The organism is Aquibium carbonis, assembly GCF_003970795.1.
In the GTDB taxonomy this organism is placed as follows: domain Bacteria; phylum Pseudomonadota; class Alphaproteobacteria; order Rhizobiales; family Rhizobiaceae; genus Aquibium; species Aquibium carbonis.
This window is the reverse complement of the sequence record NZ_RWKW01000068.1, coordinates 25,216-46,859: the sequence shown is the minus strand read 5'-3', so window position 1 is coordinate 46,859 and position 21,644 is coordinate 25,216. Positions and strand designations below refer to the sequence as shown.

Here is a 21,644-nt window from a genome sequence, read left to right as displayed (position 1 = left end):
GGATGGCGGCGGAACTGTTCGCGGGCGAAGGGACAGAGCGGGATGATGGTCTTGCCGGCCGCGCGGGCGTCTTCCACGGCGCGGGTGACGAGCTTCGATCCGATGCCCTGGCCCCGGAACGCGTCCGGGACCTCGGTGTGGTCGATGATGATCTGGCGCTCGCCGAGCTTGGAAAAGGTCGATTCGGCGATGGCGCCGTTCGGACTCCGGACGAAATAGCGGCCCTTGGAGCCGTTGTCCTCGTATTCGATGGTGACGGGCGTGTCGGTCATGATCCGCGTCCTTCCGTTGCGATGGCGGCGAAGTGCCGGGTGGCGGCCGAGACCTCGTCGGGGCGAAGCTCGTGGCCGCCCTGATGCCAGTGCATGGTGACGGCGGCACCCGCGTCGGCCAGCCAGCTTTCCAGCCGGCGGGTCAGGTTCGGCGGGCAGATCGGATCGCGCTCGCCGGCGGTGACGAGGATCGGCCGGCCCGCGAGCGAGCCTTCGATCCTCGGCTGGAACGGGATCAGCGGATGCATCAGCGCCACCGCGTCGAAGAGCCCGGGATGGGCGAACAGAACGCTGGCGAGAATGTTGGCCCCGTTGGAATAGCCGAAGGCGAGCACGCGGGACGGCTTTTCGGCCGCGACATGCGCCTCGACGAAGCCGGCCATCTTGTCTGTCGCGCGGGCGAGGTCGTCCATGTCGTAGACGCCCTCCCCGGTGCGGCGGAAGAAGCGCGCCGATCCGAACTCGGAGACGTCGCCGCGCGGCGACACGATGGTGGCGCCCGGCACGAGCTCGCGTGCGAGATCGACGAGCTGGTTCTCGTCGCCGCCGGTGCCGTGGAAGGCAAAGACCAGCGGTTGGCCGGGAGCCCCTTGCTCCCGGCGGTGGATGTAGCTGTCGGTGGACATCGTCTGGTCCTTTCTCCGGTCAGTCGGCGATCGGCTGGAGGTGACCCTCCAGGATGCCGCGCAGATGCTCGTGCTGACGCGGCAGCTTGAGCGCCTCGCCGAGATGGGCGGTGTCCTCGTCGCGGTCGAAGCCCGGCTCGTTGGTGGCCACCTCGAACAGGACGCCGCCCGGCGTGCGAAAATAGATCGCCCAGAAATAGTCGCGGTCGATCACCGGCGTGACCTGATAGCCCGTGTCCATCAACGCCTTGCGCACCTCGAGCTGCCTGGCGCGGTTCTCGACCGCGAAGGCGACGTGGTGCACCGATCCGGCGCCGAGATCGGCGCGGCTGCCGGCGATCGTCTCGATGTCGATGACGTCCGCGCCGTTGCCGCCCGGCACGGCGAGGCGGGTGACGGCGCCCGACCGGTCGACCGGCTGGTAGCCCATGAACCGGAGCAGTTCCTCGGTCGCGCCGCCGTCGCGCAGCCTGAGCGACACGGAGTGGAAGCCGCGGATCGCCTCGTCGCCGGCAACCGCGCCCCCGGTCCAGGGCGTGCGGCTGTCGTACCTCGCCTCGACGAGCGCGAACTCGTCATGGTCGGGGCCGGCGAAGGCCAGCCGCTTCTCGCCGAAGCTCTCGGTTTCGGAGAGCCCGCCAACGCCTTCGGCAGCCAGTCGCTCGCGCCAGAACGGCAGCGTGCCTTCGGGCACCGAAAAGACCGTGGCGCCGACTTCGCCGGCACCGCCGCGACGCGGCCCGATGTTGGGGAACGGAAAATAGGTCATCACCGACCCCGGCGTTCCCTGCTCGTCGCCATAGTAGAGATGGTAGACGTCCGGCGCGTCGAAATTGACCGTCTTCTTCACGCGGCGCAGGCCAAGCTTATGGGTGAAGAAGCTGTTGTTCTCCTGCGCGTCGCGCGCCATCGAGGTCACGTGGTGCAGGCCCTTGATCTGGTCGAGCATGGGTCTCGTCCTTTCGTTCCAGGCGGTCGGAGCCGCTCGTTTCTGTCTGGGATGATATTTCGGGTTTCGACCCGGCATTGAAAGCCGCCCAACGCAGAATGCATTGTCCACCGTTTGTGAACGATGGCAGAGCGATTGTTTATCGCCGACGCGACCGCACCAGGGACGCGCCCGCGGAACACGCATCATGACCCGGCATCTTCCATTCCTCTTGCCGATGTTCGTCAGCGCGACCAGCGCGGCCATCCGGCCCCGACGCATCGGAAGAAACCGCCGCTCCATGCGATTCCGTTGCATGACTGTCTAATTTCCTTGACAGTTCTCGAGGAGGCCATCAACATGATTGCTGCTATGGTTATCCGCGTTACTGGCGTGGATCTAAGAGGGAATTCGGTGCGGCGCGTGCCAATACCGAAGCTGCCCCCGCAACTGTAAGCGGCGAGCGACGATCCGGCCACGTCACTGGGAGCAATTCCGGGAAGACAGGATCGAAGCCCAGACCCGCGAAGCCAGGAGACCTGCCATAGCACACCATCAACGGGCGGGGTGCCCGGGTTAGAACACTGGCGTGACCCTGGCTGGAACCGACGTTCCGGACACCTCGTCATTGTCTGACCCACCTCGACCGGGCGCAGACGGCAGGGAGGTGTCGGATGTCGAGCATGCAATCTTGGGCGGAGGCTGGCCCGGCGTCATCGGGAAGTCCCGGGAGGAGCGGCGCCCCGCTCTGCAATCTCGTCTACCGCAGCCGCGCCGTGAACGACCTCTCGGCAGGCCAGCTTCGTCAACTCACCCTCAATTCCGAAGAACGCAATCGGCGCGAATCCATCACGGGCATCGTGGTGTATGACGATTCCCGGTTCTTCCAGTGGCTGGAAGGGCCAAGGGACAGCCTTTCCCGGGTGATGTGCTCGATCCGCAACGACCCCCGCCACACCGACATCGAGGTTCTGAGCGAGAGGACGTCGTCGCAGCGCGCCTTCGGGGCCTGGAACATGAAGCTGGCGGCGGCGGGTTCCGGCCGGGCGCCCTGGGGCCACGAGATGATCGAGGCGCCGTCCGATCTCGTCTGCGAATTGCGCCTGCGTCCGACCTCGGCGCCGGCGCTGCTTGCCAAGCTCGTGCCGGAGCGTCGGCCTGCGCCGGGGACCGAGCCGGCCGGCCCGGCGACCGGCCATGACGACGCGATGCTGGGCGGCAGCACGGCGCAGACGCTCAAGCAGGTGATCCTCACCGCCCTGAGCCAGGCGACCGGACTGGAAAGCGGCGTGGTGAGGCTGCATCCCCGCGCGCGGGAACTCGCCGAACTGCTGGTCGAGGCCGACCAGGCCGCCGCCCGCGAACTGATCGAGGAGCTGAACAGGGCGGAGGTCTCCATCACGCCGCTCTATGCCAACCTCCTGGAGCCGGCCGCGCGAAGCCTGGGCGATTTGTGGGCCCAGGAAGGATGCAGCGAGTTCGAAGTGACGCTCGGCCTCTGCCGCATCCTCGCCGCGGCGCGCTTGCTCGGCGCGATCGAGCCGCCGCATGGCGGGCGGGAGACGAGCGGCGCGACCGTTCTCATCGCGCCCGAACCGGGCGAACTCCATCATCTCGGAGCGGCGCTGGACGAGGACATTCTCTGGCGGGCCGGATGGGCCCCGCAATGCGAGTATCCGACCGACGACCGCACGCTGCAGGAACTCGTCTCGGCGACGTGGTTCGACGTGGTGGACCTGTCGCTGAGCGCGGCGTTCCAACGGGCCGACTGGCTGCCTCGCCTGACGAAATCGATCGCGGACATGCGGCGCGCCTCCCGCAATCCCCATCTGCTGGTGGTGGTCGGCGGGCGGGTCTTCGTCGATCGCAAGGCCAGCGCCGCGCAGGTGGGCGCCGACCTCGCATGCACGACGTCCGCCGACATCGGCCGGTTGATTGCGCAAGCCGTATCCGGGCAGAGGGCACGCAGGCTCGACGCCTGAAGACGCGGGCCTGGGACGGACGGCCGCCTGGCCGTTGCCGGATGCGAAAAAGCCCCGCCGCTTTCGCGACGGGGCTCTTTGTGTCCGGCCCTCGAGGGGTCGAATGACGCCAGATCAGTTGGGGACGACCATGCGCATCTGGTCGCGGCCGTTGGCGTAGGTCGCCTCGTCGTACTCGGGCTGGGCCTCGAGCTGCTCCTGCGTGAACGGCGTGTAGAGATAGCGGTTGCCGTTTTCGTCACGCATGAACTCGAGACGGTCCATGCCGATCGCGACTTCCTTCTCGCCGATGCCGAGGAAACCGCCCACGTCGAGCAGCACGGCGTCGATCTGACCGTCCTGGCTCAGGACCAGATCGCCGACTTCACCGACGTTCTCGTCGTTGACGCCGTAGACGGTGGTGCCGATGAGGTTGTCGGCGGTCAGCTCTTCGGCCGCGAGCGGCTGCAGGGTCGACCGGTCGATGGCGGCGGTGCGGGTGTCATCCGTGCCGGCGGCCGGAGCCATGGCCTGGCCATCCGTGGCCGGGGCGGCGGTGGTGCCGTCAGCCGGAGCCATCGTCGTGGCCTGACCGTCCGTGGCCGGGGCGGCAGCGGTGCCGTCAGCCGGCGCGACCGCGAGATCCTGGGCGGTTGCGGGACGGGTTTCGCCGACGACCGTGCCAGCCGGGGTCGGCTGATAGGCGAGGCGGTCGAAATCGGGCTGCGCCTTCAGGGCGTCGGTCGTGGTCGGAACGACGATCCAGCGGTCGCCGTCGCGCTCGACCCATTCGGCCAGATCATACTCGATGGCCACGTCCTTCTGGCCGATGCCGAGGAAGCCGCCGACGCCGATGATCAGGGCCTCGATGTTGCCGTCGGCGCCGATGACGATGTCGTTGACTTCGCCGATGCTCTCGGCGCCGTCAGCGGCGCTGTTGTAGACGGTCTCGCCGATGATGTTGGAGGCGAGATTGCCAGCGGCCTGCACGACCATCTGGTTCTGGGTCGCGGCCTGGTTCTGCATGGCCGGATCCTGAACCGTCACGCCCGGCTGGGCGTTTTCGGCGGGAACGGTGGTGGTCTGCGCCATGGCACCGGTGGAAATGAGGGTTGCGACGGCGGTGGTCGCCAAAAGCTTGCGGATCATGTTATGCTCTCCTTGTGCATTATTCGATGCATGGGCCGCGCTCCTGTCCCAACTTGCCGGTGAAGGCAGGGGCGTGGCCCTTTCACCCGCTCACAACGCCGCGACTCACAACTTGTTCCGAACAGAATCATCTCCGGCGACGATCCCGGCTGCTTTTCGTGCGGGTGGAACCGGGGCTGGCGCAGCCGAGTTGTAGGCCCGCCCGCATGACGCGCGCGTTGCTCTTTCCCCAGATGGAACCGGAAGTCCCATGCAGTTTCTCGCGATCCTGAACCGCGACGGCGGTACGCTGCGGACGACCGATCTCGCCGCGCTGTCGGCCTTCATGACGAAGACCATGGAGGCGGCGGGCCACCGCATCGAGATCGAGATCGTCCGGGGGAGCGAGATCGTGGCCGCGCTGGATCGCGCCGTCGCACGCAAGGACATCGACGTGGTGCTGGCAGGCGGAGGCGACGGAACGATCTCGGCCGCCGCCGCCGCCATCATGTCGACGGACAAGGCCCTGGCGGTCTTGCCAGCCGGGACGATGAACCTGTTCGCGCGCGGACTGGGGATCGATCTCACGCTGGAGCGGGCCATCGAAGGCCATGCCCGGGGACGGCTGAAGCCCGTCGACGTGGCGACCGCCAATGGCCGACCTTTCGTGCATCAGTTTTCCATCGGGCTGCACGCCCGCCTCGTCCAGATGCGCTCACGCTTCGAGTATGGATCGCGCATCGGCAAGATGTGGGCATCGGTGCGCGCGGGCCTCGCCGTGCTGCAGCACCCGCCCGCCATCGACATCTCGCTGGAGCTCGGCGATGCCGAAATCCGCAGCACCACGACGGGGCTCGGCATTTCCAACAATCTGTTCGGCGAAGGCCACCTGCCCTTTGCGGACACGCCGGACGGCGGCGTGCTGGGCATCTACATCGCAGGGCCGGCCAACCGGCTGCAACTGGCCTGGCTGTTCCTGGCGATGACGATCGGGCGGCTGCGGGAGACGGAGATCGTGGAAATCCACGAATGCGAGGGCGCGACGCTGACGATCCTGTCGCCCCTGCGCCGCCATCGCTGCGTCATCGACGGCGAACTGGCGACGCTGGAAGAGAAGACGGTGGTGAAGATCCACCCGAAGGTGCTGAACGTGCTGGTGCCCGATGCGGCGGAGAGCGCCGCCTGAGGCGGCTGACAGACCCGCCTGAGGAAAAGGGAGTGCCGCCCGAGGCGGCAGAAATTGCCGCCTGAGGCGGCAGAAATTGCCGCCCGAGGTCAGTCCGGCTCGTCGGGTGTCCGCGGGCGGTTTTCCTGCCAGATCGCGTAGGCAGCGAGCGCGGCCAGCGGCAGGGCCAGCGAGCCGACGATCCCGACCTGGCGTATCAAAGCAGGCACGGCGGCGACCGCAGCGGCGGTGGCCATGGATCGCACCTGGTCGGCCTTCTGCCGTTCCGCGAGACGGCGCAGCCGCCTGGCGGTCACCATGCGGTGCACCATCAACGTGAGCACCGACAACAGAAGAAAGCCGAGACCGAAGCCGATGGCGGCCTCGAGACCGCCCCAGCGACGCGCGGCCCAGATGAAGGCGGCGACGAGCAGAAAGCCGATGCCGAGGACGAACGCGACCCCGGCGATGGCGTAGTCGATCACGGCCCGGCGCAACCGCCTCGCCATGCGCGGCGCGTTGGCGGAGGCGATGGCGGCGACAAGCGGTCCGATCACGCGGGCACCCTTATCGACGTGCGATCAGCGCAAACAGGAAGCCGACGCCGGCTGCGAGCGCCAGCGACGTGATCGGCTTCTCGCGCACGGTCGCCGTGATCTGGGCCTCGACGTCGCGCGCGTTGGCACGCAGATCCTCCATGGCGGCCTCGCCATGCTCGCGAAGATTTTCCGCGCCACTGACCGCCGCCTTGCGCGCCGCGGCCGCCGAACGCTCGGAGGAGCGCGACAGCTGCGCCTTCAGAAGCTCCAGCTCTTCCTTGAGAATGGCGATCTGCTCCTCGAACTCCTCGCGCGAGGCGGTTTTCGATCGAGCGGCGCCGGAGGCTGCGTCTTCGGGCTTGGCTTGGCTTGGCGTCATGAAGGTCTTCCTCTTCTACCGATTGGAACCAGACAACGCCGCCGGACGGTTACGGTTCCGCCGTTTCCGCGGGCCGCGAAGGAACCCGCGCGCATGAGAGGGCGTTTCAACTCCCGAGTCCAGCCGGAAAACCTGACAGCCATGCAGCATTGGGCCTTCAAGAAGCCGCCGATCGTCCGGCTGCCGCCACGTTCCAACGCCGAGGTTCTGCTCGTCAAGGGCGCCCAGCTCGGAACCATCGCGGTCGGCCTGGTGGCGGTCGTCTTTGCTCTCGACTCCGGCCAGTTCGTGCTCGCCCCCGTGCTGATGGCGATCGTCATCGGACTGATGTTCAGCCCGGTGGCGAGCTGGCTCGAGCGGCGCGGAGCCAACTCGGCCGTCGCCGCGGCGATCGTGGTGCTTCTGTTCCTCCTGATCCTGGCGCTCGGGATGCTGGCGCTGGCGGCGCCGCTGACGACCTGGCTGGACCTCGCGCCCCAGGTCTGGGCGCAGCTTCAGTTCCACATGGCGCAGTTTCGCGAGCCGATGAACGTCTTGCGCGACCTGCGCGAGGAACTGCGCACGATCAGCGGCTCGGACAATGTGACCGTGTCGGTGGAGGAAGGCACCGCCGTGGAAAGCATGGCGGTGCTCGCTCCGGCCATCATCGGCCAGGTTCTCCTGTTCCTGGCGAGCCTCTACTTCTTCGTGGCCACCCGCAACCGCAGCCGCAATGCGATCCTGCGCCTTTGCACCACCCGGCGGATCCGCTGGCGCGTGGCGCATATCTTCCGCGACGTGGAACAGAGCGTGTCGCGCTACCTGCTGTCGATCACGGTCATCAACGTCGGGCTCGGCGTCGCGGTCGGCGCGGCGATGTTTGCGATCGGCATGCCGTCGGCAGCCCTCTGGGGGGCGCTCGCCGCGATCCTCAACTTCGTCGTCTATCTCGGCCCGGCCGTCATGGCGGTTGTTCTCTTCGCCGTCGGACTGACGCAGTATGACACGCTCAGCGGCAGTCTGTTGCCGCCTCTGGTCTATCTCGGCGTGAACCTGATCGAGGCGCAGTTCGTCACGCCGCAGGTGATCGGCAAGACCATGCTGATGAACCCTTTCGTGGTCATCCTGGCCATTGCCTTCTGGATCTGGCTCTGGGGCCCGATCGGGGGCTTCATCGCCATTCCCATGCTGCTGGTGTTCTATGCCATCGCGGCCAACATCGTGCCGGGCATGGACTGGCACGAGACGGCGAGCGCGGACGCGCTTGCCAATCGCGCGACGCATGCTAAGCCTCGCTCGACCCTCGATGGCCCGAGATAGCTCGGGTTTGCCCGACCGGACACAAGGCATGACGCGACCGCTCGATGGACTGCTCGTCGTCTCCCTCGAACAGGCGGTCGCCGCACCTTACTGCACGCGCCAGCTCGCCGACCTGGGGGCCCGGGTCATCAAGGTGGAGCGGCCAGACGGCGGCGACTTCGCCCGCGCCTATGACGGCCGCGCGCGCGGCCTGTCCAGCCATTTCGTCTGGACGAACCGATCCAAGGAAAGCCTGGCGCTCGACCTGAAGCAGGACGCAGAACGGGACGTGCTGCTGCGGCTCGTGGACCGGGCGGACGTGTTCGTGCAGAACCTGGCGCCCGGCGCCGCCGAGCGGATGGGGCTCGACCCCGAGACCCTGCGAAAGCGGTGGCCCCGGCTGATCACCTGCTCCATCTCCGGCTATGGCAAGGGCGGCCCCTACGAGGCACGCAAGGCCTATGACCTGCTGATCCAGGCGGAAGCCGGGTTCCTGTCGGTCACCGGCACGCCGGACCAGACGGCGAAGGCGGGCATCTCGGTCGCCGACATCGCGGCCGGCGCCATGGCCTTCCAGGGCATCCTGGCCGCGCTGCTGCAAAGGGCGCGGACCGGGACCGGAGACCATATCGAGATCTCCATGCTGGAGGCGATGGCCGAATGGATGGGCTTTCCGATGTACTTCGCCACCGACGGCGCCACCCCGCCGCAGCGGGCCGGAGCCGGCCATGCGACGATCTTTCCCTACGGTCCTTTCGAGACCTCGGACGGCACGGTGCTGTTCGGCCTGCAGAACGACCGGGAATGGGCGTCCTTCGCCACGATCGTGCTCGACCGTCCCGATCTTGCAACGGACGGGCGCTTCATGGGCAATGACGGACGCGCGGCCCACCGCGCCGAGTTGCAGGCCGCCATCGACGCGGTCCTGTCCCGGCTGACGGCCGCCGAGGCGATCGAGCGCCTGGAGCGGGCGGGCATCGGCATGGCGCGGGTGAACGACATGGCGGGCCTCTGGAACCACCCGCAGCTCGCGGCCCGCGGCCGCTGGACCAGCGTGGAGACCCCGACCGGACCGCTTCCGGCGCTCAGGCCGATAGGCGGCGGCTGGGAACCCCGCATGGACGCGGTTCCGGCGCTCGGCCAGCATTCGGCGGCCATCCTGGCCGAGCTGGGGATCGGCGCCGATGTCGAGCCTGGGGAGGGCTGACGCAGGATAAGCTGCGGCAGACGTCATATTTAAATGACAACGCGGCGGCGGTGGTGCAACAAATGACAATGCACCCGCAACCGGAGACCATTCCATTGGCTGAAAGCCGCCTTGACGGTCGCTCGATACTGATCCTCGAGGACGAGTATCTCATTGCCATGGATGTCGAGCAGACATGCCTGGAGTGGGGCGCGCGCGAGGTGACGATCCTGCGCAGCCTCGACGATCTGGGCGAGCGGCCTTTCGAGGACTGGCAGTTCGATGCCGCGATCCTCGATCTGCGCCTCGGCGGAGAAACGACCGCGCAATTTGCCGGCCAGTTGCTGGAGCGCCGAATCCCGTTCGTGTTTGCGACCGGCCTGACGAATGTGGGCGAGATCGCGGACGGCTTTCCCGACGTTCCTGTCGTCGGGAAGCCCTATTCGGGGGACGAACTCGCGCGGGTTCTGTCCGAGGTCATCCAGCGCAGCCGGTCAGGCTGCGGCGCCTGAACCCATGACCTGCGCTGCGATCGCGTCGGGGCCGTAGTCGCCCTCGCCTTCGATCGACAGCAGTTCCTGAAGCCGCACGCGGGCGCGGCTGACGCGGCTCTTGATGGTGCCGACGGCGCAGCCGCAGATTTCGGCCGCTTCCTCGTAGGAGAAGCCGGACGCGCCGATGAGGACGACCGCTTCCCGCTGGTCTTCCGGCAGGCGTTCGAGGGCCGCGCGGAAATCCTTCAGGTCGAGCGATCCGTGCTGGCTCGGATGGACGGCGAGCCGCGCTGTCATGGTGCCTTCGCTGTCCTGAACCTCGCGGCCGCGCTTGCGCATCTGCGAATAGAATTCGTTGCGCAGGATGGTGAAGAGCCAGGCCTTCAGGTTGGTGCCGGGCTGGAAGCTCGTCTGCTTGTCCCAAGCCTTGACCAGCGTTTCCTGGACCAGATCATCGGCCTTGTCGCTGTTGTGCGACAGCGAGACCGCGAAGGCCCGCAGACTGGGGATGGCCTTGAGCAGACCGGTCTTGAACTCCCCGGCGTCGCTCATTCATTCCCCCCTGCCTTCTTGCGCTGGCTCTCGGCGGTTTCGAGCTGGCTGAGGAGATCGGTGAAACGATCCGGGACGTCGGGCGACATCAAACCATCATAATACTCGCGCAGCTTCTTTCCGATCTCGGAGTTTGCACCGAGCGGATCGTCGCGACGCGGCTTGCCGCTCGCGGAACGCGTTTCATACTCACTCATATTTGTTCCTGACCCCTGCCGTTGCCAACCGCCATGCGCGGCTTCTCGTGCTCCAATGGAGACCAAGCGCCGAGGAGGCGCGTCTCATTCCGGCTTCAAATGCGGCAGAATCAAAAAAGTTCCTGTCGACCGGAACTTTTTTCGCAACGCGTCGTTTTGTCGGCATCGTTCGCGCCACGGGCCTGTGGGCGTCATCATGAGGGAGTTTCGACGATTATGAGTCTTTCCGCCAGTATCGCGCCACATCTGCCCTATCTGCGTCGGTTTTCGCGAGCGGTATCCGGGTCACAGGCAAGCGGTGACGCGCTGGTAGCCGCCGTCCTCGAGGCGATCATCGCCGACATCAGCATCTTCCCGGATTCGTCCAGCCCCAAGGTCGGCCTGTACAAGATTTTCGCCAAGCTGTTCTCCTCCATCACCGTGAAGGTGCCGAGCGGGACGCCCGCGTCGCCGTGGGAAGCCCGCGCGGCCGCCAGCCTGTCGTCCATCGCCCCCCGCCCGCGCCAGGCTTTCGTGCTCGTGGCGGTCGAAGGCTTCAGCGACCGCGAAGGCGCCGAGATCCTCGACGTGACGGAGGACGAATTCTCCGAACTCCTGAACGAAGCCTCGAAGGAAATTTCCCGCCAGGTGGCGACTGACATCCTCATCATCGAGGACGAGCCGCTGATCGCCATGGACATCGAGGAAATGGTGGAAAGCCTCGGCCATCGCGTGGTCGGCACCGCCCGGACCCATTCGGAAGCGACCGCGCTGTTTCGCAAGACGCAGCCGCGCATGGTGCTCGCCGACATCCAGCTGGCGGACGGCAGCTCGGGCATCGACGCGGTCAACGAGATCCTGGCGAGCACGTCCGTGCCGGTGATCTTCATCACCGCCTTCCCCGAGCGGCTTTTGACCGGCGAACGGCCCGAACCCGCTTTCCTGGTGACCAAGCCGTTCAATCCGGACATGGTGAAGGCGCTGATCAGCCAGGCGCTGTTCTTCGACCGGCAGGCCAAGGCCGCTGCCTGACGCACCTCTCGTGATTCGCCTTTCTTGATAAAAGCCGCCTCTACGGGCGGCTTTTTTCGGGAACAAGAAAAAGAAAAGAGCGTTGTTCCATCATTGTTGTAAAAGCACTGAATGGAGCGGCGATCATGCTCTACTGGACACTCGTGTTTCTGGTTCTTGCCCTCGTCGCGGGGGCGCTGGGATTTGGCGGCATCGCCGGCATGGCTGCCGGGGTTGCACAAGTTCTCTTTTTCGTCTTTCTGGTTGTGCTGGTCTGGTCGCTGGTTGCAGGGATGCGGGACCAGGCGAGATAGGCAGCGAGAACGAAATCGGTACACGAGTCCGGTTTTCCCCTCAGCCGGATTCGCGCGCACCGACCCGTGAACACGGTTCGCGGGTCGGTGTCTTTCTTTCAGGCGGAACCTTGGGCGGCTTTGTTTCGTTGGAAAGATAAAACAAACATTCGGGGCGAAAACGGGCATGGAAAAAGGCGAGAAGGAGATGGCGTCGAGCGACGCAAAGACGCCTCCTGCACTGGTGGGGTTCGATCGCGGTTTGTTGCGGGCTCTTCACAACACGAGTGTCTCCGTTCTCTATCTCGACCGTGACCTGGCGTGCCTGTGGACCGAGAACCAGCCTGCGGGCTGGATCGGCGACGCGTTGTGCGGCGGCGGTGACGCGGGCGCAGGCATGTTGTCTCAGGAAGACTCCGCGCGCCTCGACGCGGCTCGCAGGGCGGCCCTCTCGGGCGTCGAGCGGAGCCATCTGGAAATGCGCTTTCCCGATCCGGGCGGATTTCGCTGGTTCGAGATATGGATCGACGCCGACAGCGTCGACGGCGAGGTGCGCGGCATCATCACCACGGCGGTCGAAGTGACCGACCGGAAGCGGCGCGAGGACGCGCTCAGGATGCTGTTGCGGGAGGTGAGCCATCGCTCCAAGAACCTGCTCGCCATCATCCAATCCATCGCCAACCAGACCGGACGCTATTCGGGGACGATCACGGATTTCCTGCAACGGTTCCGTGGGCGGCTGCAATCGCTGGCCGCGTCGCAGGATCTGGTGACGTCGTCGAACTGGCGCGGCGCCGACCTGCACGAACTGGTGGCCGGCCAGGTGATTCGGTTCTGCCCGGACCCGGTGCGCAATCTCCGGCTGGAAGGCGGCAATCCCTATCTGAACCCGAATGCCGCGCTGCACATCGGGCTGGCGTTGCACGAGCTGGCGGTCAACGCGGTCAGCCATGGCGCCATGTCGCGGCCGGACGGGATGGTCACGATCGCGGCCAAGAAGATTGTCGGGGACGATGGCGAGGAGGCCATGGAGCTGACCTGGCGCGAAGTGCTGCCGGCCAACTCCAATCCGACGGAGGAGGGCCGTTTCGGAAGCCTCGCGCTGGAACGGGTGGTGCCCGCTTCGCTGAACGGCACGGCGACCCTGACGATCGAGCCCGACGAGCTGGTCTATCGGCTGGTGATCCCGCCGGAGAATTTCGAACTCGGCTGACCGCGCGGGCTCGAAAAAAAAGCCGGCACGAGGCCGGCTTTTGAGTTAGCGACGGAGACATGGGCGGGGGGCGTGTGTCTCCGTCGCCCGCCTTGCGATGGGGGCATCGCAAAACGTTCGCCAGGAACGTGCATCCGGGGGCAAGGTTCCAGCCGGCCGGATATTTTTTCGAATGCGATGTTTTTCGCAGTGTGTCCCCGTATTCAACGTAATGATACGATTGTCGTGGAACCTCCGGCGACGTTCGGAGTTCCATGTAGCGTCGGTGCTGCGCCGAGATTTCCGAATTTTGCCGCAAACGCGGTATCCGGACAAAATTGGGGCAAAATTTTCGGCGAGCCTGTCTTGGGACGGGCAACCGGTCATTAATCAGGAGAACGGGAACATGATGAAGATTGTTTATGCAGCGGTCGCTGTGCTCATGCTGGCTGTCACGGGCTGCACCACGGCCGAGCAGACCGGAACGGTCGGCGCCGTCGGTGGCGCCCTCGTCGGATCGGCGGTCGGCGGCACCCAGGGCGCGCTGATCGGCGCGGTGGCTGGCGGCGTCGGCGGCTACCTGATCGGCCGCACCGCGGACGGTCGCTGCCAGTATCGCACGCGCGACGGCCGTACCGTGTACGATCGCTGCTACTGATCGACCGGCACTGCCGGACGACGAGAAAAGCCTGGCTTCGCGCCAGGCTTTTTTCATGTCGTCCATGCGGTATCGGCGGTGTCGGTCAGGCTGCGGCGACGACCATGGCCCCCGGACCGGGCGTGGCGCCGGGCGGGCATTTGCCCAGGATGATCATGCCCAGCACCTCGTCCTTGGTGACGTCCTCGGTGCGGGCCGTGCCGACCACCTGGCCGTTCTTCATGACGCAGACGCGGTCGGCCAGGTCGAAGACGTCGTGGATGTCGTGGCTGATCAGGAAGATGCCGATGCCGTCGGCCTTGAGCTGCTTGACGAGTTCGCCGACCTGCGCGGTCTCCTGCGGGCCGAGCGCGGCGGTCGGCTCGTCCATGATCAGGATGCGGGCGTTGAACAGGATGGCGCGGGCGATCGCCACGGACTGGCGCTGCCCGCCGGACAGCTTCACCACCGGTTCCTTGAAGCGAACGAAGCGCGGATTGAGCCGACCCATCACCTTGCGGGCCTGGTCTTCCATGGCGACGTCGTCGAGCGTGCCCCAGGCCGTGACCAGTTCGCGGCCGAGGAACAGGTTCGCGGCGGCGTCGACATTGTCGGCCAGCGCCAGCGTCTGGTAGATGGTCTCGATGCCGTAGGCCTTGGCGTCGCGCGGATTGGCGATCGTCGCCTCCTCGCCATTGACGCGGATTTCGCCCGCGTCGCGCTTGTAGGCGCCCGACAGGATCTTGATCAGCGTCGACTTGCCGGCGCCGTTGTGGCCGAGCAGCGCGACGACTTCGCCCGGATAGAGATCGACCGAGGCGTCGTCGACGGCGCGGATGCCGCCGAAGGCGATCGAGATGTTCTTCAGTTCGACGAGCGGCGGACCCTTGCGTTCCATGTCGGTCCCTCCCTTACTGCATCCGCTTGCGATAGAGCGTGTCGAGCCAGACCGCGATCACGAGCACGAGGCCGACGACGATGTTTTGCAGCGGCGTGTCGACGCCGAGCAGGATCATGCCGGTCGACAGCGACTGCATCAGCACCGCGCCGATCATGGCGCCGGCCACCGTGCCCGCGCCGCCGGCGAGCGAGGTGCCGCCGATGACGGCCGCGGCAATGACGAGCAGCTCGTCCAGCGTGCCCTGCGCATTGGTGGCGGCGTTGAGGCGCGCGGTCGAGATGGCGGCGCCGATGGCGGCGAGGCCGCCCATCAGCATGAAGATCTTCATCGTGACCCAGCGGGTGTTGATGCCGGCGAGCGCGGCCGCCTCGGGGTTGCCGCCGATGGCGAAGACGTAGCGGCCGAAGCGCGTGCGCGTCGAGACGAAGGACATGATGACGCCGACGCCGATGGCGATCAGCACCGGGATGGCGATGCCGTGGGCGATGAAGAGCCCGCCCTCGGGAAGCGTGATGTTGTTGTCACGGGCGTAGTTGCGCACGATGCCGATCGGCCATGGATAGGAATTCGCGATCCAGACCGCGCCCATGATGAAGGCGCAGGCGATGCCGCCGAGGAAAAACTCGGCCCAGACCGGGCGCAGCGGAAAGCGGAAGCGCTTGCGCTGCCGGCGGCCGTTGAACAGCATGAGCACCACGGCCAGGCATGCGATGATGCCGACGATCCAGCTCGCGGTCGCACCGATCGACCCGGCCGGGCCGCCGCCCATCAGGCGGAAGGTTTCGTCCATGGGCGCGACCGTGCGGCCCGAGGTAACCCACCAGGCCGCGCCGCGCAAGACCAGCAGGCCGCCGAGCGTGACGATGAAGGCGGGAACGCCGAGGAAGGCGATGACGTAGCCCTGCAGCGCGCCGATGATCACGCCGATGAGGATGCCCACGATGAGCGCGATGACCCAGATGGCGGGATGCCCGAAATCGAGGTAGCGCGGCAGGATCTCGGCCTGCGTGACGCCGATGATCATGCCGACGAAGCCGAGGACCGAGCCGACCGACAGGTCGATGTTGCGGGTGACGATGACCAGAACCATGCCGGTGGCCATGACCGCGACCGACGACGACTGGACGGACAGGTTCCAAAGATTGCGCGGCGTGAGGAACAGGCCGTTGGAGAAGATGTGGAAACCGAGCCAGATGATCAGCAGCGCGGCGATCATGCCCAGCATGCGGGTGTCGAGCTCGGTCGCTTTCAGGAAGCGCGCGACGGGACCGAGTTCGTTTGACCGGGCGCGATCCGCAGGCGCCGTCGAAGTCGCGTCGGACATGGTTTCCTCCCCCGTGGGGCTGCTTCGCCCAGCCGTCTTGCGCGGCTGCCGGCGCGGATGTTCCGAGGTCAGATTAGGCTTGCGCCGCGGTTTTCGTCAAACCGCGGCGCAATTCAGGTCGGATGGTTCAGATCAGTTGCAGGCGGCGACGCTGCCGGCTGCGACGCCCTGGCAGAGCGCTTCCTTGGAAATCCAGCCGGCGTCGACGACGGCGGCGAGATTGTCCTTGGTGACCGGGACCGGGGTGAGGAAGACGGCGTCGACTTCCTTGCCGCCCGGCGTGGTGAACTTCACCGCATTGGCGATGGCGCTCATCTCGGTGCCTTCGGCGAGCGCGGAGGCGATCTCGGCGGCGTTCCTGCCGAGCTCGCGCGCGTCCTTCCAGACCGAAACGGTCTGGGTGCCGAGAGCGACGCGGTTGAGCGCCGCATGGTCGCCGTCCTGGCCGGAGACCGGGATGCCCGCGAGACCCTGCGCGGTGAGCGCCGCCACGACGCCGCCGGCCGTGCCGTCGTTGGAGGCCACGACCGCGTCGATCTCGTTGTTGTTGGCGGTCAGGATCTGCTCCATGTTCTTCTGGGCATTCGCCGGCAGCCAGCCATCGGTGTAGGCCTCGCCGACATTCTTGATCTTGCCCGAGTCCATGGCTTCCTTGAGCACTTCCATCTGGCCGGAGAAGAGGAAGTCGGCGTTCGGATCGGACGAGGAGCCCTTGATGAAGGCGTAGTTGCCCTCGGGCTGTACCTTGAACACTTCGCGAGCCTGCATGCGGCCCACTTCCTTGTTGTCGAAGGTCAGGTAGAAGGCGTTCTCGTTTTCGATCAGGCGGTCGTAGCCGACGACCGGAATGCCTTCGTTGACGGCCTTTTCGACCGCCGGGCCGATGGCCGAGGCATCCTGGGCGAGGATGATGAGGGCATCGGCGCCCTGCGCGATGAGCGCCTCGACGTCGGTGAGCTGCTTGGCGGCCGAGGACTGCGCGTCGGCGGAGATGTACTTGTCACCGGCGGCCTCGATGGCGGCCTTCATCGCGGCTTCGTCGGTCTTCCAGCGCTCTTCCTGGAAGTTCGACCACGACACGCCGATCGTCTTGTCCTTGGCGAGCGCGCCGCCGGCAAACGACAGGCTGAACACGGCGCAGCTGAGCGCCAGAATTGTCTTTTTCATGCTATCCTCCCGGTGCATCGTTGCACATGCGAAACCGGCGCACGCCCCTGCACGAGGGGGCTGTCCGGCAGTCAGCCTCTTTAATTCGAGGCTCGAAAAAAATAGTGACTCACCCGTCAAGCCGTGTCAACATGAATCTGGAGCGAGCTAACTTATTGCAGCGCAACATAATTCTTGCTGCATTGCGATTGACCGGCTTGCGAGGGAGGACGAGGCAGCGATGACGGCGATCACGAGATCGGACGACGTGCGCCGGCAGAACCGGCGCGTGGTGATCTCCGTGCTGAGGCGACACGGACGCCTGTCGCGCACGGACATCTGCGCGACGACCGGGCTGTCGGCCTCCACCGTCTCGGCCATCACCGCCGACCTGATCGACGAGACCATTCTGCGCGAGGTTCGTGACGCCGAGACGACGGGCGCCCGCCGCGGCCGGCCGCAGGTGGCGCTTGGCCTCAACCCGGAGGCGGCCACGGTGATCGCGCTCGTGCTTTCGATGAACTCGCTGTCGGCCGCGCTCATCAATTATGCCGGCGAGGTGATCGCGTCGGTGCAGCGCAAGCTGCCGACACTGACGCTGCCGCGCGACGAACTGGTGCATGCCGCCGTCGCCGTGACGGGTGACCTGATCGCCCAGTCCGCCAAGATCGGCATGCGGGTGCGGCGCATCGTCTTCGGCGTCCAGGGGATCACGGATTCGGGGTCGCGGATGCTGTTGTGGTCGCCGATCACCCAGCACACCGACGTGGGTTTCGCGGATGCGATCGAGACGGCGTTCGGGATACCGACCACCATCGAGAACGACTGCAACATGATCGCGCTCGCGCTGGGCGAACACCGCCCCGACCGCTATCGCGACAATTTCCTCGCCGTCATGCTGTCGCACGGCATCGGCATGGGCCTGGTGCTGAAGGGGCAGCTGTTCCAGGGCACGACGTCTTCGGGGGCGGAATTCGGCCACATGAACCACGTGCCGGAAGGTGCGCTCTGCCGCTGCGGCAAGCGCGGCTGCGTGGAAGCCTATGCCGGCAACTACGCCATCTGGCGCAACGCGAAGGGGTTGCCGGAAGAGGACGCACCCGCCGTCGACATCGGCGACGAGGAGATGCAGGCGCTGGCGGACACCGCCCGCGACCATGATGGGCCGGAACGCGAGGCCTACCGCCGTGCCGGCGAGGCGCTGGGCTATGGCCTCGGCTCGCTGTTTTCGCTGATCGACCCGGCGCCGGTGATCTTCATCGGCCAGGGCGCGCGCGCCTTCGACCTGATCGAGGGACCGATGCGCGAGGCGATGGCCAAGACCGCGGGTGGGCAGCACCACCGCCTGCCCCCCTTCGAAACCGAGCCGGACGAACGGCCATTGATAAGGGAGGGCTGCGCGAGCCTGGCGCTGACCTTCGTCGACCGCGAAATCTTTGCCGCCGGTGCGGCCGGGGCGCAGGATCTCCAGCGCGAGACGGCCTGACCGGCGTCGAATCGCCTCAGCCCGGCGACCAGGCGACGGCTGACCGTCCGCGCTCGATGATGAAGAATCCATCCGCGTCGAGGCGCTGCCAGTCCCCGGCCTCGCCATCCGGCCAAAGGACGCGGACCTCGGCGGAGCGCGCCTCGCCCAGCCCGACATGGCGCCATCCCGCCTGGCCGGACGCGTGCCCGCCGCCGACGGTGACTTCGCGCCGCTGGACCCTGTCGCCTGTCCGCACCTCGATCCACGCGCCGATGGCATCGCGGTTGGCGCCGGGCTGGCGCAGTTCGAGCTGAAGCCAGCGGCCCGGGCCGGACTCCGCGTTGCGCCAGACCTGGGCGGTCGACCAGCGGTTCACCACCAGCATGTCGAGCCGGCCGTCGAGATTGAAGTCGGCGAGCGCCCCGCCCCGCCCGATCGCCGTGCTGGCGATGCCCGCCGTGTCGCCGGCCTCGAGAAAGGTCCCGTCGGCGCGCTGGAGGAGCAGGTTGTTGGGATCGTCCGCCGCGAAATCGGGCATCTTGGCGACGTTGCCCTTGCCGATGAAGAGATCGGCGCGGCCGTCATTGTTGACGTCCTCGAACTGGGCGTGCCAGGCGGTGGACGGCTTGACGGTTTCGCCGATGTAGGGACGGTGGGCGGTGACGCCGAGGGAGAAGGCGATGTCCTCGAACACGGGCAGCGGCCCGCCGTCCGCGCCCGGATCCGACAGCGTCTGCAGCTTGTTGTCGGCCATGCTGGTGAGAAAATACTCCGGATAGCCGTCGAGATCGAGGTCGTGGCTGGCGATGCCCATGCCCCAGATCCGGAGCGGCTTCCAGCCATCGGACGGGCCATAGAGTTCGGGAGCCTGCCCCGGCACAACGCGCCAGAGCTGTTCCTGGCCGCCCTTGTAGTATTCGCGATCGTTGGAAACGCGCAGGTCCGGCGTGCCCGACCGGTTCCAGTCGGTGAACAGGATCGACAACGCGCAGTAGCTGGGCGTGAGCGGCAAGGGCGGCGCGAAGGACCGGGTGACGACGCCCGCCGGACGATGCAGCCAGTTGTCGGTGCAGGAGCCCCAGGGAAACGCATCCTGCTCGCGGTCGATGTAGTTGCCGACGGCGAGCGTCGGAAAGGCCCAGCCGCGCTCCCACAGGGCGGCAAAGGCGGTCGACCAGGCATCGCCGCCATCGAAGCCCCAGGCCTCGTTGGCGCGCTCGAAGCGGCATTCGCCGAGACCGCGCATGGCGAGGTTCTCGCCGACGCGAAGCAGCACGACGTCCTGGATGCCGTCGCCATCGATGTCGAGCGGGTAGGCGCCGGAGACGCCGGAGACCTCGAGGCCGCTCTGCTGCCGTTCGAAGCGCAAGGCGCCGCCGACGGCACTCGCATTGCGATAGAAGGCGGCCGGCCCCTCGCCGCCCGCGACCAGCACATCGGCCTTCCGGTCCCCGTCGCAGTCGAACACCGCCGCGCCGCCGCCGACCATGAACTCCCATTCGCCTTCATAGACCGTGTCGATGCCGGAGGATGCGGTTTCCTCGACGAACCGGGGGATGGCGACCGCCTCTTCGGCCCTGGCAGGCATCGCCGCAGACAGCAGCACGGCCGCGAGCAGCGGCGAAACGAAACGAACGGGACGCACGCTACCTCCGGGTTTGCAGGGCGTTGACGAAGGCGCCGATGCAACGCCCCTGCTCCAGCCCGCGATCGATGGCGGAGCGGAAATGGATGCCGCCGAAAAGGCGCGACATGCCGGCCTCGTGCGCGGCGTCCCAGAAGCTTCCATAGGACCGGACCGGCAGGCCGTCGTCGACATGAGTGGTGTCCTCGAAGGCGTGATCGTCTCCGAACAGACCCGTCAGGACGGTGGCCGCGGCACCGGACTGGGTGCTGTGGCCGCTCGGATATTCCGGGAAGGGCGGCGTGTTGAGGATCGGCTCCCAGGCCGGGTCGATGACGCGGCGGATATAGGTGATCGGCCGGACGAGGTCGTACTTGAACTTGGCGTCCCAGCAGCCGATGAAGGCATCGGCCATGCCGATGCCGATGAGCGCCAGCGTTTCGGCGAAGCGGGCGGCATCCGCGCCCTCCTCCCGCAAGGCTTGAAGCGCAATGGCGATCCAGTGGCCGGGCGGCGTGGGCGACAGCATGGGATCGTCGGCCCAGAAGCGCGCAATCAGACGCTGCTCGGGCGTCAGGTCGAGCACGGCGCGGTGCACCTCCGCCGCTTCGCGGTAGAAGGCGCTGTCGGGCGCTTCGCCATAGGCGGGCGGCGGCGCAATCCCGCAGGCGGCACCGTGGGGCATGGCGAAGGTGCGGTTCGAGCCCCAGCCGGGAAGAAGCGGCGCCTGCTGCTGGGCGACGAGGCTGGTCGGAACCCAGGCGTCCGGCACATCACGCGGCTGGTAGGTCGCCGGAAAGCCCATGTTCTCGATGACCGCGCCGCCATCGGTGCGCGACCAGGCGAGGATGTGCGCGGCGATCGCCTGCCCGTGGGCTTCGCTGCGATCGACCACGTCGGCGGCGAGGCCGGCGGTTGCCTCGGCGCGAAGCTTCCTTTCGAAGGCGGCGATGGCGCGCTGGCCGGTCGGGCCGGTGTTGGCGAAGAGGTCGCGGATCACCTCGGCCATCGCAGCCTGGACGATCACGGCCTCGGCATGCAGCCCTGCTTCGCGTGCGGGCAGCGCGTCCAGTTCGTTGAGCTGGCCGGCCAGCGTCTTGAGCCGCGGGTCGCCAGACGCGAGCGACTCGAAGGCGGAGATGCCGAGATAGGCCAGCGCGCGGCTGGCGACCGGCGGCGAATAGGTGGGCGTGTGCCGCACGAGTTCCAGCGTGAGACGATACCAGTTCCGGATAGGCTCGACGGCGCTGCGATCACTGGCCTGCGCGCCCGGCACGCTTGCGAGCAGGGCGAGGACGACGGCGAAGAACGGCACGCCGATTCTGCCAAGCCAAGCCATCGATGATCCTCCCACGCCGGCCGGA

General features: G+C 66.9%; 23 protein-coding genes and 1 riboswitch. Of the genes, 10 read left to right on the top strand and 13 right to left on the bottom strand.

Annotated features, from left to right (window positions below):
• The 3 genes from EJC49_RS17650 to EJC49_RS17640 form a co-directional block, all read right to left on the bottom strand.
• Positions 1 to 272 (bottom strand): GNAT family N-acetyltransferase (locus EJC49_RS17650; protein WP_148106310.1); only part of this gene is annotated, 272 nt, incomplete at its 3' end.
• Positions 269 to 898, bottom strand: coding sequence for an alpha/beta hydrolase (locus EJC49_RS17645; protein WP_126701252.1), 630 nt, complete (start codon positions 896 to 898; stop codon positions 269 to 271). The genes EJC49_RS17650 and EJC49_RS17645, both read right to left, overlap by 4 nt.
• A gap of 19 nt (positions 899 to 917) precedes the next feature.
• Positions 918 to 1,847 (bottom strand): VOC family protein, encoded by a 930-nt coding sequence (locus EJC49_RS17640; protein WP_126701251.1) that lies wholly within the window; start codon positions 1,845 to 1,847, stop codon positions 918 to 920.
• Positions 1,848 to 2,182: 335 nt separating this feature from the next.
• A riboswitch (cobalamin riboswitch) is annotated at positions 2,183 to 2,387 on the top strand.
• A 113-nt stretch (positions 2,388 to 2,500) separates the two neighbouring features.
• Here EJC49_RS17640 and EJC49_RS17635 point away from each other — a divergent pair.
• A complete protein-coding gene (locus EJC49_RS17635) occupies positions 2,501 to 3,808 on the top strand; it encodes a BLUF domain-containing protein (RefSeq protein WP_126701250.1) in 1,308 nt (435 codons plus the stop codon).
• A 114-nt stretch (positions 3,809 to 3,922) separates the two neighbouring features.
• On the opposite strand, the gene EJC49_RS17630 is transcribed toward EJC49_RS17635, so the two are convergent.
• A complete protein-coding gene (locus EJC49_RS17630) occupies positions 3,923 to 4,936 on the bottom strand; it encodes a PRC-barrel domain-containing protein (RefSeq protein WP_126701249.1) in 1,014 nt (337 codons plus the stop codon).
• A 250-nt stretch (positions 4,937 to 5,186) separates the two neighbouring features.
• Here EJC49_RS17630 and EJC49_RS17625 point away from each other — a divergent pair, with 250 nt between their 5' ends.
• The gene (locus EJC49_RS17625) at positions 5,187 to 6,101 is read left to right on the top strand and encodes a diacylglycerol/lipid kinase family protein (protein WP_126701248.1); all 915 of its coding nucleotides are present in this window, start codon (positions 5,187 to 5,189) and stop codon (positions 6,099 to 6,101) included.
• A gap of 89 nt (positions 6,102 to 6,190) precedes the next feature.
• Here EJC49_RS17625 and EJC49_RS17620 read toward each other — a convergent pair whose 3' ends face one another.
• Together EJC49_RS17620 and EJC49_RS17615 are read right to left on the bottom strand one after the other, a co-directional pair.
• Positions 6,191 to 6,637 carry a hypothetical protein gene (locus EJC49_RS17620; protein ID WP_126701247.1) on the bottom strand — a complete coding sequence of 149 codons (447 nt, stop codon included), beginning with the start codon at positions 6,635 to 6,637 and terminating at the stop codon, positions 6,191 to 6,193.
• A gap of 10 nt (positions 6,638 to 6,647) precedes the next feature.
• Positions 6,648 to 6,998 (bottom strand): ElaB/YgaM/YqjD family protein, encoded by a 351-nt coding sequence (locus EJC49_RS17615; RefSeq protein WP_126701246.1) that lies wholly within the window; start codon positions 6,996 to 6,998, stop codon positions 6,648 to 6,650.
• 93 nt (positions 6,999 to 7,091) lie between these two features.
• On the opposite strand from EJC49_RS17615, the gene EJC49_RS17610 reads away from it, so the two are divergent.
• The 3 genes from EJC49_RS17610 to EJC49_RS17600 all read left to right on the top strand — a co-directional run bounded on the left by EJC49_RS17610 (position 7,092) and on the right by EJC49_RS17600 (position 9,974).
• Positions 7,092 to 8,297 carry an AI-2E family transporter gene (locus EJC49_RS17610; RefSeq protein WP_245453454.1) on the top strand — a complete coding sequence of 402 codons (1,206 nt, stop codon included), beginning with the start codon at positions 7,092 to 7,094 and terminating at the stop codon, positions 8,295 to 8,297.
• Positions 8,298 to 8,325: 28 nt separating this feature from the next.
• A complete protein-coding gene (locus EJC49_RS17605) occupies positions 8,326 to 9,483 on the top strand; it encodes a CaiB/BaiF CoA transferase family protein (RefSeq protein ID WP_126701245.1) in 1,158 nt (385 codons plus the stop codon).
• A gap of 95 nt (positions 9,484 to 9,578) precedes the next feature.
• Positions 9,579 to 9,974, top strand: a complete 396-nt coding sequence (locus tag EJC49_RS17600) for a response regulator (RefSeq protein WP_245453453.1) — start codon at positions 9,579 to 9,581, stop codon at positions 9,972 to 9,974.
• Here EJC49_RS17600 and EJC49_RS17595 read toward each other — a convergent pair.
• Positions 9,957 to 10,508 carry a sigma-70 family RNA polymerase sigma factor gene (locus EJC49_RS17595; protein WP_126701244.1) on the bottom strand — a complete coding sequence of 184 codons (552 nt, stop codon included), beginning with the start codon at positions 10,506 to 10,508 and terminating at the stop codon, positions 9,957 to 9,959. The genes EJC49_RS17600 and EJC49_RS17595 overlap by 18 nt on opposite strands.
• The gene (locus EJC49_RS17590) at positions 10,505 to 10,705 is read right to left on the bottom strand and encodes a NepR family anti-sigma factor (protein WP_126701243.1); all 201 of its coding nucleotides are present in this window, start codon (positions 10,703 to 10,705) and stop codon (positions 10,505 to 10,507) included. Before EJC49_RS17590 ends, EJC49_RS17595 begins: the two co-directional genes overlap by 4 nt.
• 216 nt (positions 10,706 to 10,921) lie before the next feature.
• On the opposite strand from EJC49_RS17590, the gene EJC49_RS17585 reads away from it, so the two are divergent.
• The 4 genes from EJC49_RS17585 (at position 10,922) to EJC49_RS17570 (ending at position 13,838) form a co-directional block, all read left to right on the top strand.
• Positions 10,922 to 11,716: a response regulator gene (locus tag EJC49_RS17585; RefSeq protein ID WP_126701242.1), complete on the top strand. Its 795-nt coding sequence runs from the start codon at positions 10,922 to 10,924 to the stop codon at positions 11,714 to 11,716.
• 125 nt (positions 11,717 to 11,841) lie between these two features.
• Positions 11,842 to 12,009 carry a DUF1328 domain-containing protein gene (locus EJC49_RS17580; RefSeq protein WP_126701241.1) on the top strand — a complete coding sequence of 56 codons (168 nt, stop codon included), beginning with the start codon at positions 11,842 to 11,844 and terminating at the stop codon, positions 12,007 to 12,009.
• Positions 12,010 to 12,175: 166 nt separating this feature from the next.
• Entirely contained in the window at positions 12,176 to 13,201 is a 1,026-nt protein-coding gene (locus EJC49_RS17575) for a sensor histidine kinase (protein ID WP_245453452.1), read from the top strand.
• Between the two features lie 385 nt (positions 13,202 to 13,586).
• The gene (locus EJC49_RS17570) at positions 13,587 to 13,838 is read left to right on the top strand and encodes a glycine zipper domain-containing protein (protein WP_126701240.1); all 252 of its coding nucleotides are present in this window, start codon (positions 13,587 to 13,589) and stop codon (positions 13,836 to 13,838) included.
• Positions 13,839 to 13,923: 85 nt separating this feature from the next.
• Here EJC49_RS17570 and EJC49_RS17565 read toward each other — a convergent pair whose 3' ends face one another.
• From EJC49_RS17565 to xylF, 3 genes are all read right to left on the bottom strand, one after another.
• Positions 13,924 to 14,715 carry an ATP-binding cassette domain-containing protein gene (locus EJC49_RS17565; protein ID WP_126701239.1) on the bottom strand — a complete coding sequence of 264 codons (792 nt, stop codon included), beginning with the start codon at positions 14,713 to 14,715 and terminating at the stop codon, positions 13,924 to 13,926.
• Positions 14,716 to 14,728: 13 nt separating this feature from the next.
• On the bottom strand, positions 14,729 to 16,042 hold the full coding sequence (locus EJC49_RS17560; RefSeq protein WP_126701238.1) for a sugar ABC transporter permease: 1,314 nt from the start codon (positions 16,040 to 16,042) through the stop codon (positions 14,729 to 14,731).
• A gap of 132 nt (positions 16,043 to 16,174) precedes the next feature.
• The gene (gene xylF / locus EJC49_RS17555; RefSeq protein WP_126701237.1) at positions 16,175 to 17,209 is read right to left on the bottom strand and encodes a D-xylose ABC transporter substrate-binding protein; all 1,035 of its coding nucleotides are present in this window, start codon (positions 17,207 to 17,209) and stop codon (positions 16,175 to 16,177) included.
• Between the two features lie 220 nt (positions 17,210 to 17,429).
• On the opposite strand from xylF, the gene EJC49_RS17550 reads away from it, so the two are divergent.
• A complete protein-coding gene (locus EJC49_RS17550; RefSeq protein WP_126701236.1) occupies positions 17,430 to 18,674 on the top strand; it encodes an ROK family transcriptional regulator in 1,245 nt (414 codons plus the stop codon).
• A gap of 16 nt (positions 18,675 to 18,690) precedes the next feature.
• Here the strand turns inward: EJC49_RS17550 and EJC49_RS17545 are convergent, their stop codons facing one another.
• Both EJC49_RS17545 and EJC49_RS17540 read right to left on the bottom strand, forming a co-directional pair.
• The gene (locus tag EJC49_RS17545) at positions 18,691 to 20,301 is read right to left on the bottom strand and encodes a CRTAC1 family protein (protein ID WP_342635360.1); all 1,611 of its coding nucleotides are present in this window, start codon (positions 20,299 to 20,301) and stop codon (positions 18,691 to 18,693) included.
• Between the two features lies 1 nt (position 20,302).
• The gene (locus tag EJC49_RS17540) at positions 20,303 to 21,619 is read right to left on the bottom strand and encodes a vanadium-dependent haloperoxidase (protein WP_126701235.1); all 1,317 of its coding nucleotides are present in this window, start codon (positions 21,617 to 21,619) and stop codon (positions 20,303 to 20,305) included.
• Between the last annotated feature and the right edge of the window lie 25 nt (positions 21,620 to 21,644).

What these genes read in the sequence shown, in the direction of transcription:
- EJC49_RS17630 (WP_126701249.1), bottom strand. Translation starts at nt 4,936, where the DNA reads ATGATCCGCAAGCTTTTGGCGACCACCGCCGTCGCAACCCTCATTTCC.
- EJC49_RS17635 (WP_126701250.1), top strand. Translation starts at nt 2,501, where the DNA reads ATGTCGAGCATGCAATCTTGGGCGGAGGCTGGCCCGGCGTCATCGGGA.
- EJC49_RS17580 (WP_126701241.1), top strand. Translation starts at nt 11,842, where the DNA reads ATGCTCTACTGGACACTCGTGTTTCTGGTTCTTGCCCTCGTCGCGGGG.
- EJC49_RS17640 (WP_126701251.1), bottom strand. Translation starts at nt 1,847, where the DNA reads ATGCTCGACCAGATCAAGGGCCTGCACCACGTGACCTCGATGGCGCGC.
- EJC49_RS17540 (WP_126701235.1), bottom strand. Translation starts at nt 21,619, where the DNA reads ATGGCTTGGCTTGGCAGAATCGGCGTGCCGTTCTTCGCCGTCGTCCTC.
- EJC49_RS17575 (WP_245453452.1), top strand. Translation starts at nt 12,176, where the DNA reads ATGGAAAAAGGCGAGAAGGAGATGGCGTCGAGCGACGCAAAGACGCCT.
- EJC49_RS17610 (WP_245453454.1), top strand. Translation starts at nt 7,092, where the DNA reads ATGAGAGGGCGTTTCAACTCCCGAGTCCAGCCGGAAAACCTGACAGCC.
- EJC49_RS17565 (WP_126701239.1), bottom strand. Translation starts at nt 14,715, where the DNA reads ATGGAACGCAAGGGTCCGCCGCTCGTCGAACTGAAGAACATCTCGATC.
- EJC49_RS17625 (WP_126701248.1), top strand. Translation starts at nt 5,187, where the DNA reads ATGCAGTTTCTCGCGATCCTGAACCGCGACGGCGGTACGCTGCGGACG.
- EJC49_RS17570 (WP_126701240.1), top strand. Translation starts at nt 13,587, where the DNA reads ATGATGAAGATTGTTTATGCAGCGGTCGCTGTGCTCATGCTGGCTGTC.
- EJC49_RS17560 (WP_126701238.1), bottom strand. Translation starts at nt 16,042, where the DNA reads ATGTCCGACGCGACTTCGACGGCGCCTGCGGATCGCGCCCGGTCAAAC.
- EJC49_RS17595 (WP_126701244.1), bottom strand. Translation starts at nt 10,508, where the DNA reads ATGAGCGACGCCGGGGAGTTCAAGACCGGTCTGCTCAAGGCCATCCCC.
- EJC49_RS17585 (WP_126701242.1), top strand. Translation starts at nt 10,922, where the DNA reads ATGAGTCTTTCCGCCAGTATCGCGCCACATCTGCCCTATCTGCGTCGG.
- EJC49_RS17645 (WP_126701252.1), bottom strand. Translation starts at nt 898, where the DNA reads ATGTCCACCGACAGCTACATCCACCGCCGGGAGCAAGGGGCTCCCGGC.
- xylF (WP_126701237.1), bottom strand. Translation starts at nt 17,209, where the DNA reads ATGAAAAAGACAATTCTGGCGCTCAGCTGCGCCGTGTTCAGCCTGTCG.
- EJC49_RS17590 (WP_126701243.1), bottom strand. Translation starts at nt 10,705, where the DNA reads ATGAGTGAGTATGAAACGCGTTCCGCGAGCGGCAAGCCGCGTCGCGAC.
- EJC49_RS17615 (WP_126701246.1), bottom strand. Translation starts at nt 6,998, where the DNA reads ATGACGCCAAGCCAAGCCAAGCCCGAAGACGCAGCCTCCGGCGCCGCT.
- EJC49_RS17605 (WP_126701245.1), top strand. Translation starts at nt 8,326, where the DNA reads ATGACGCGACCGCTCGATGGACTGCTCGTCGTCTCCCTCGAACAGGCG.
- EJC49_RS17550 (WP_126701236.1), top strand. Translation starts at nt 17,430, where the DNA reads ATGACGGCGATCACGAGATCGGACGACGTGCGCCGGCAGAACCGGCGC.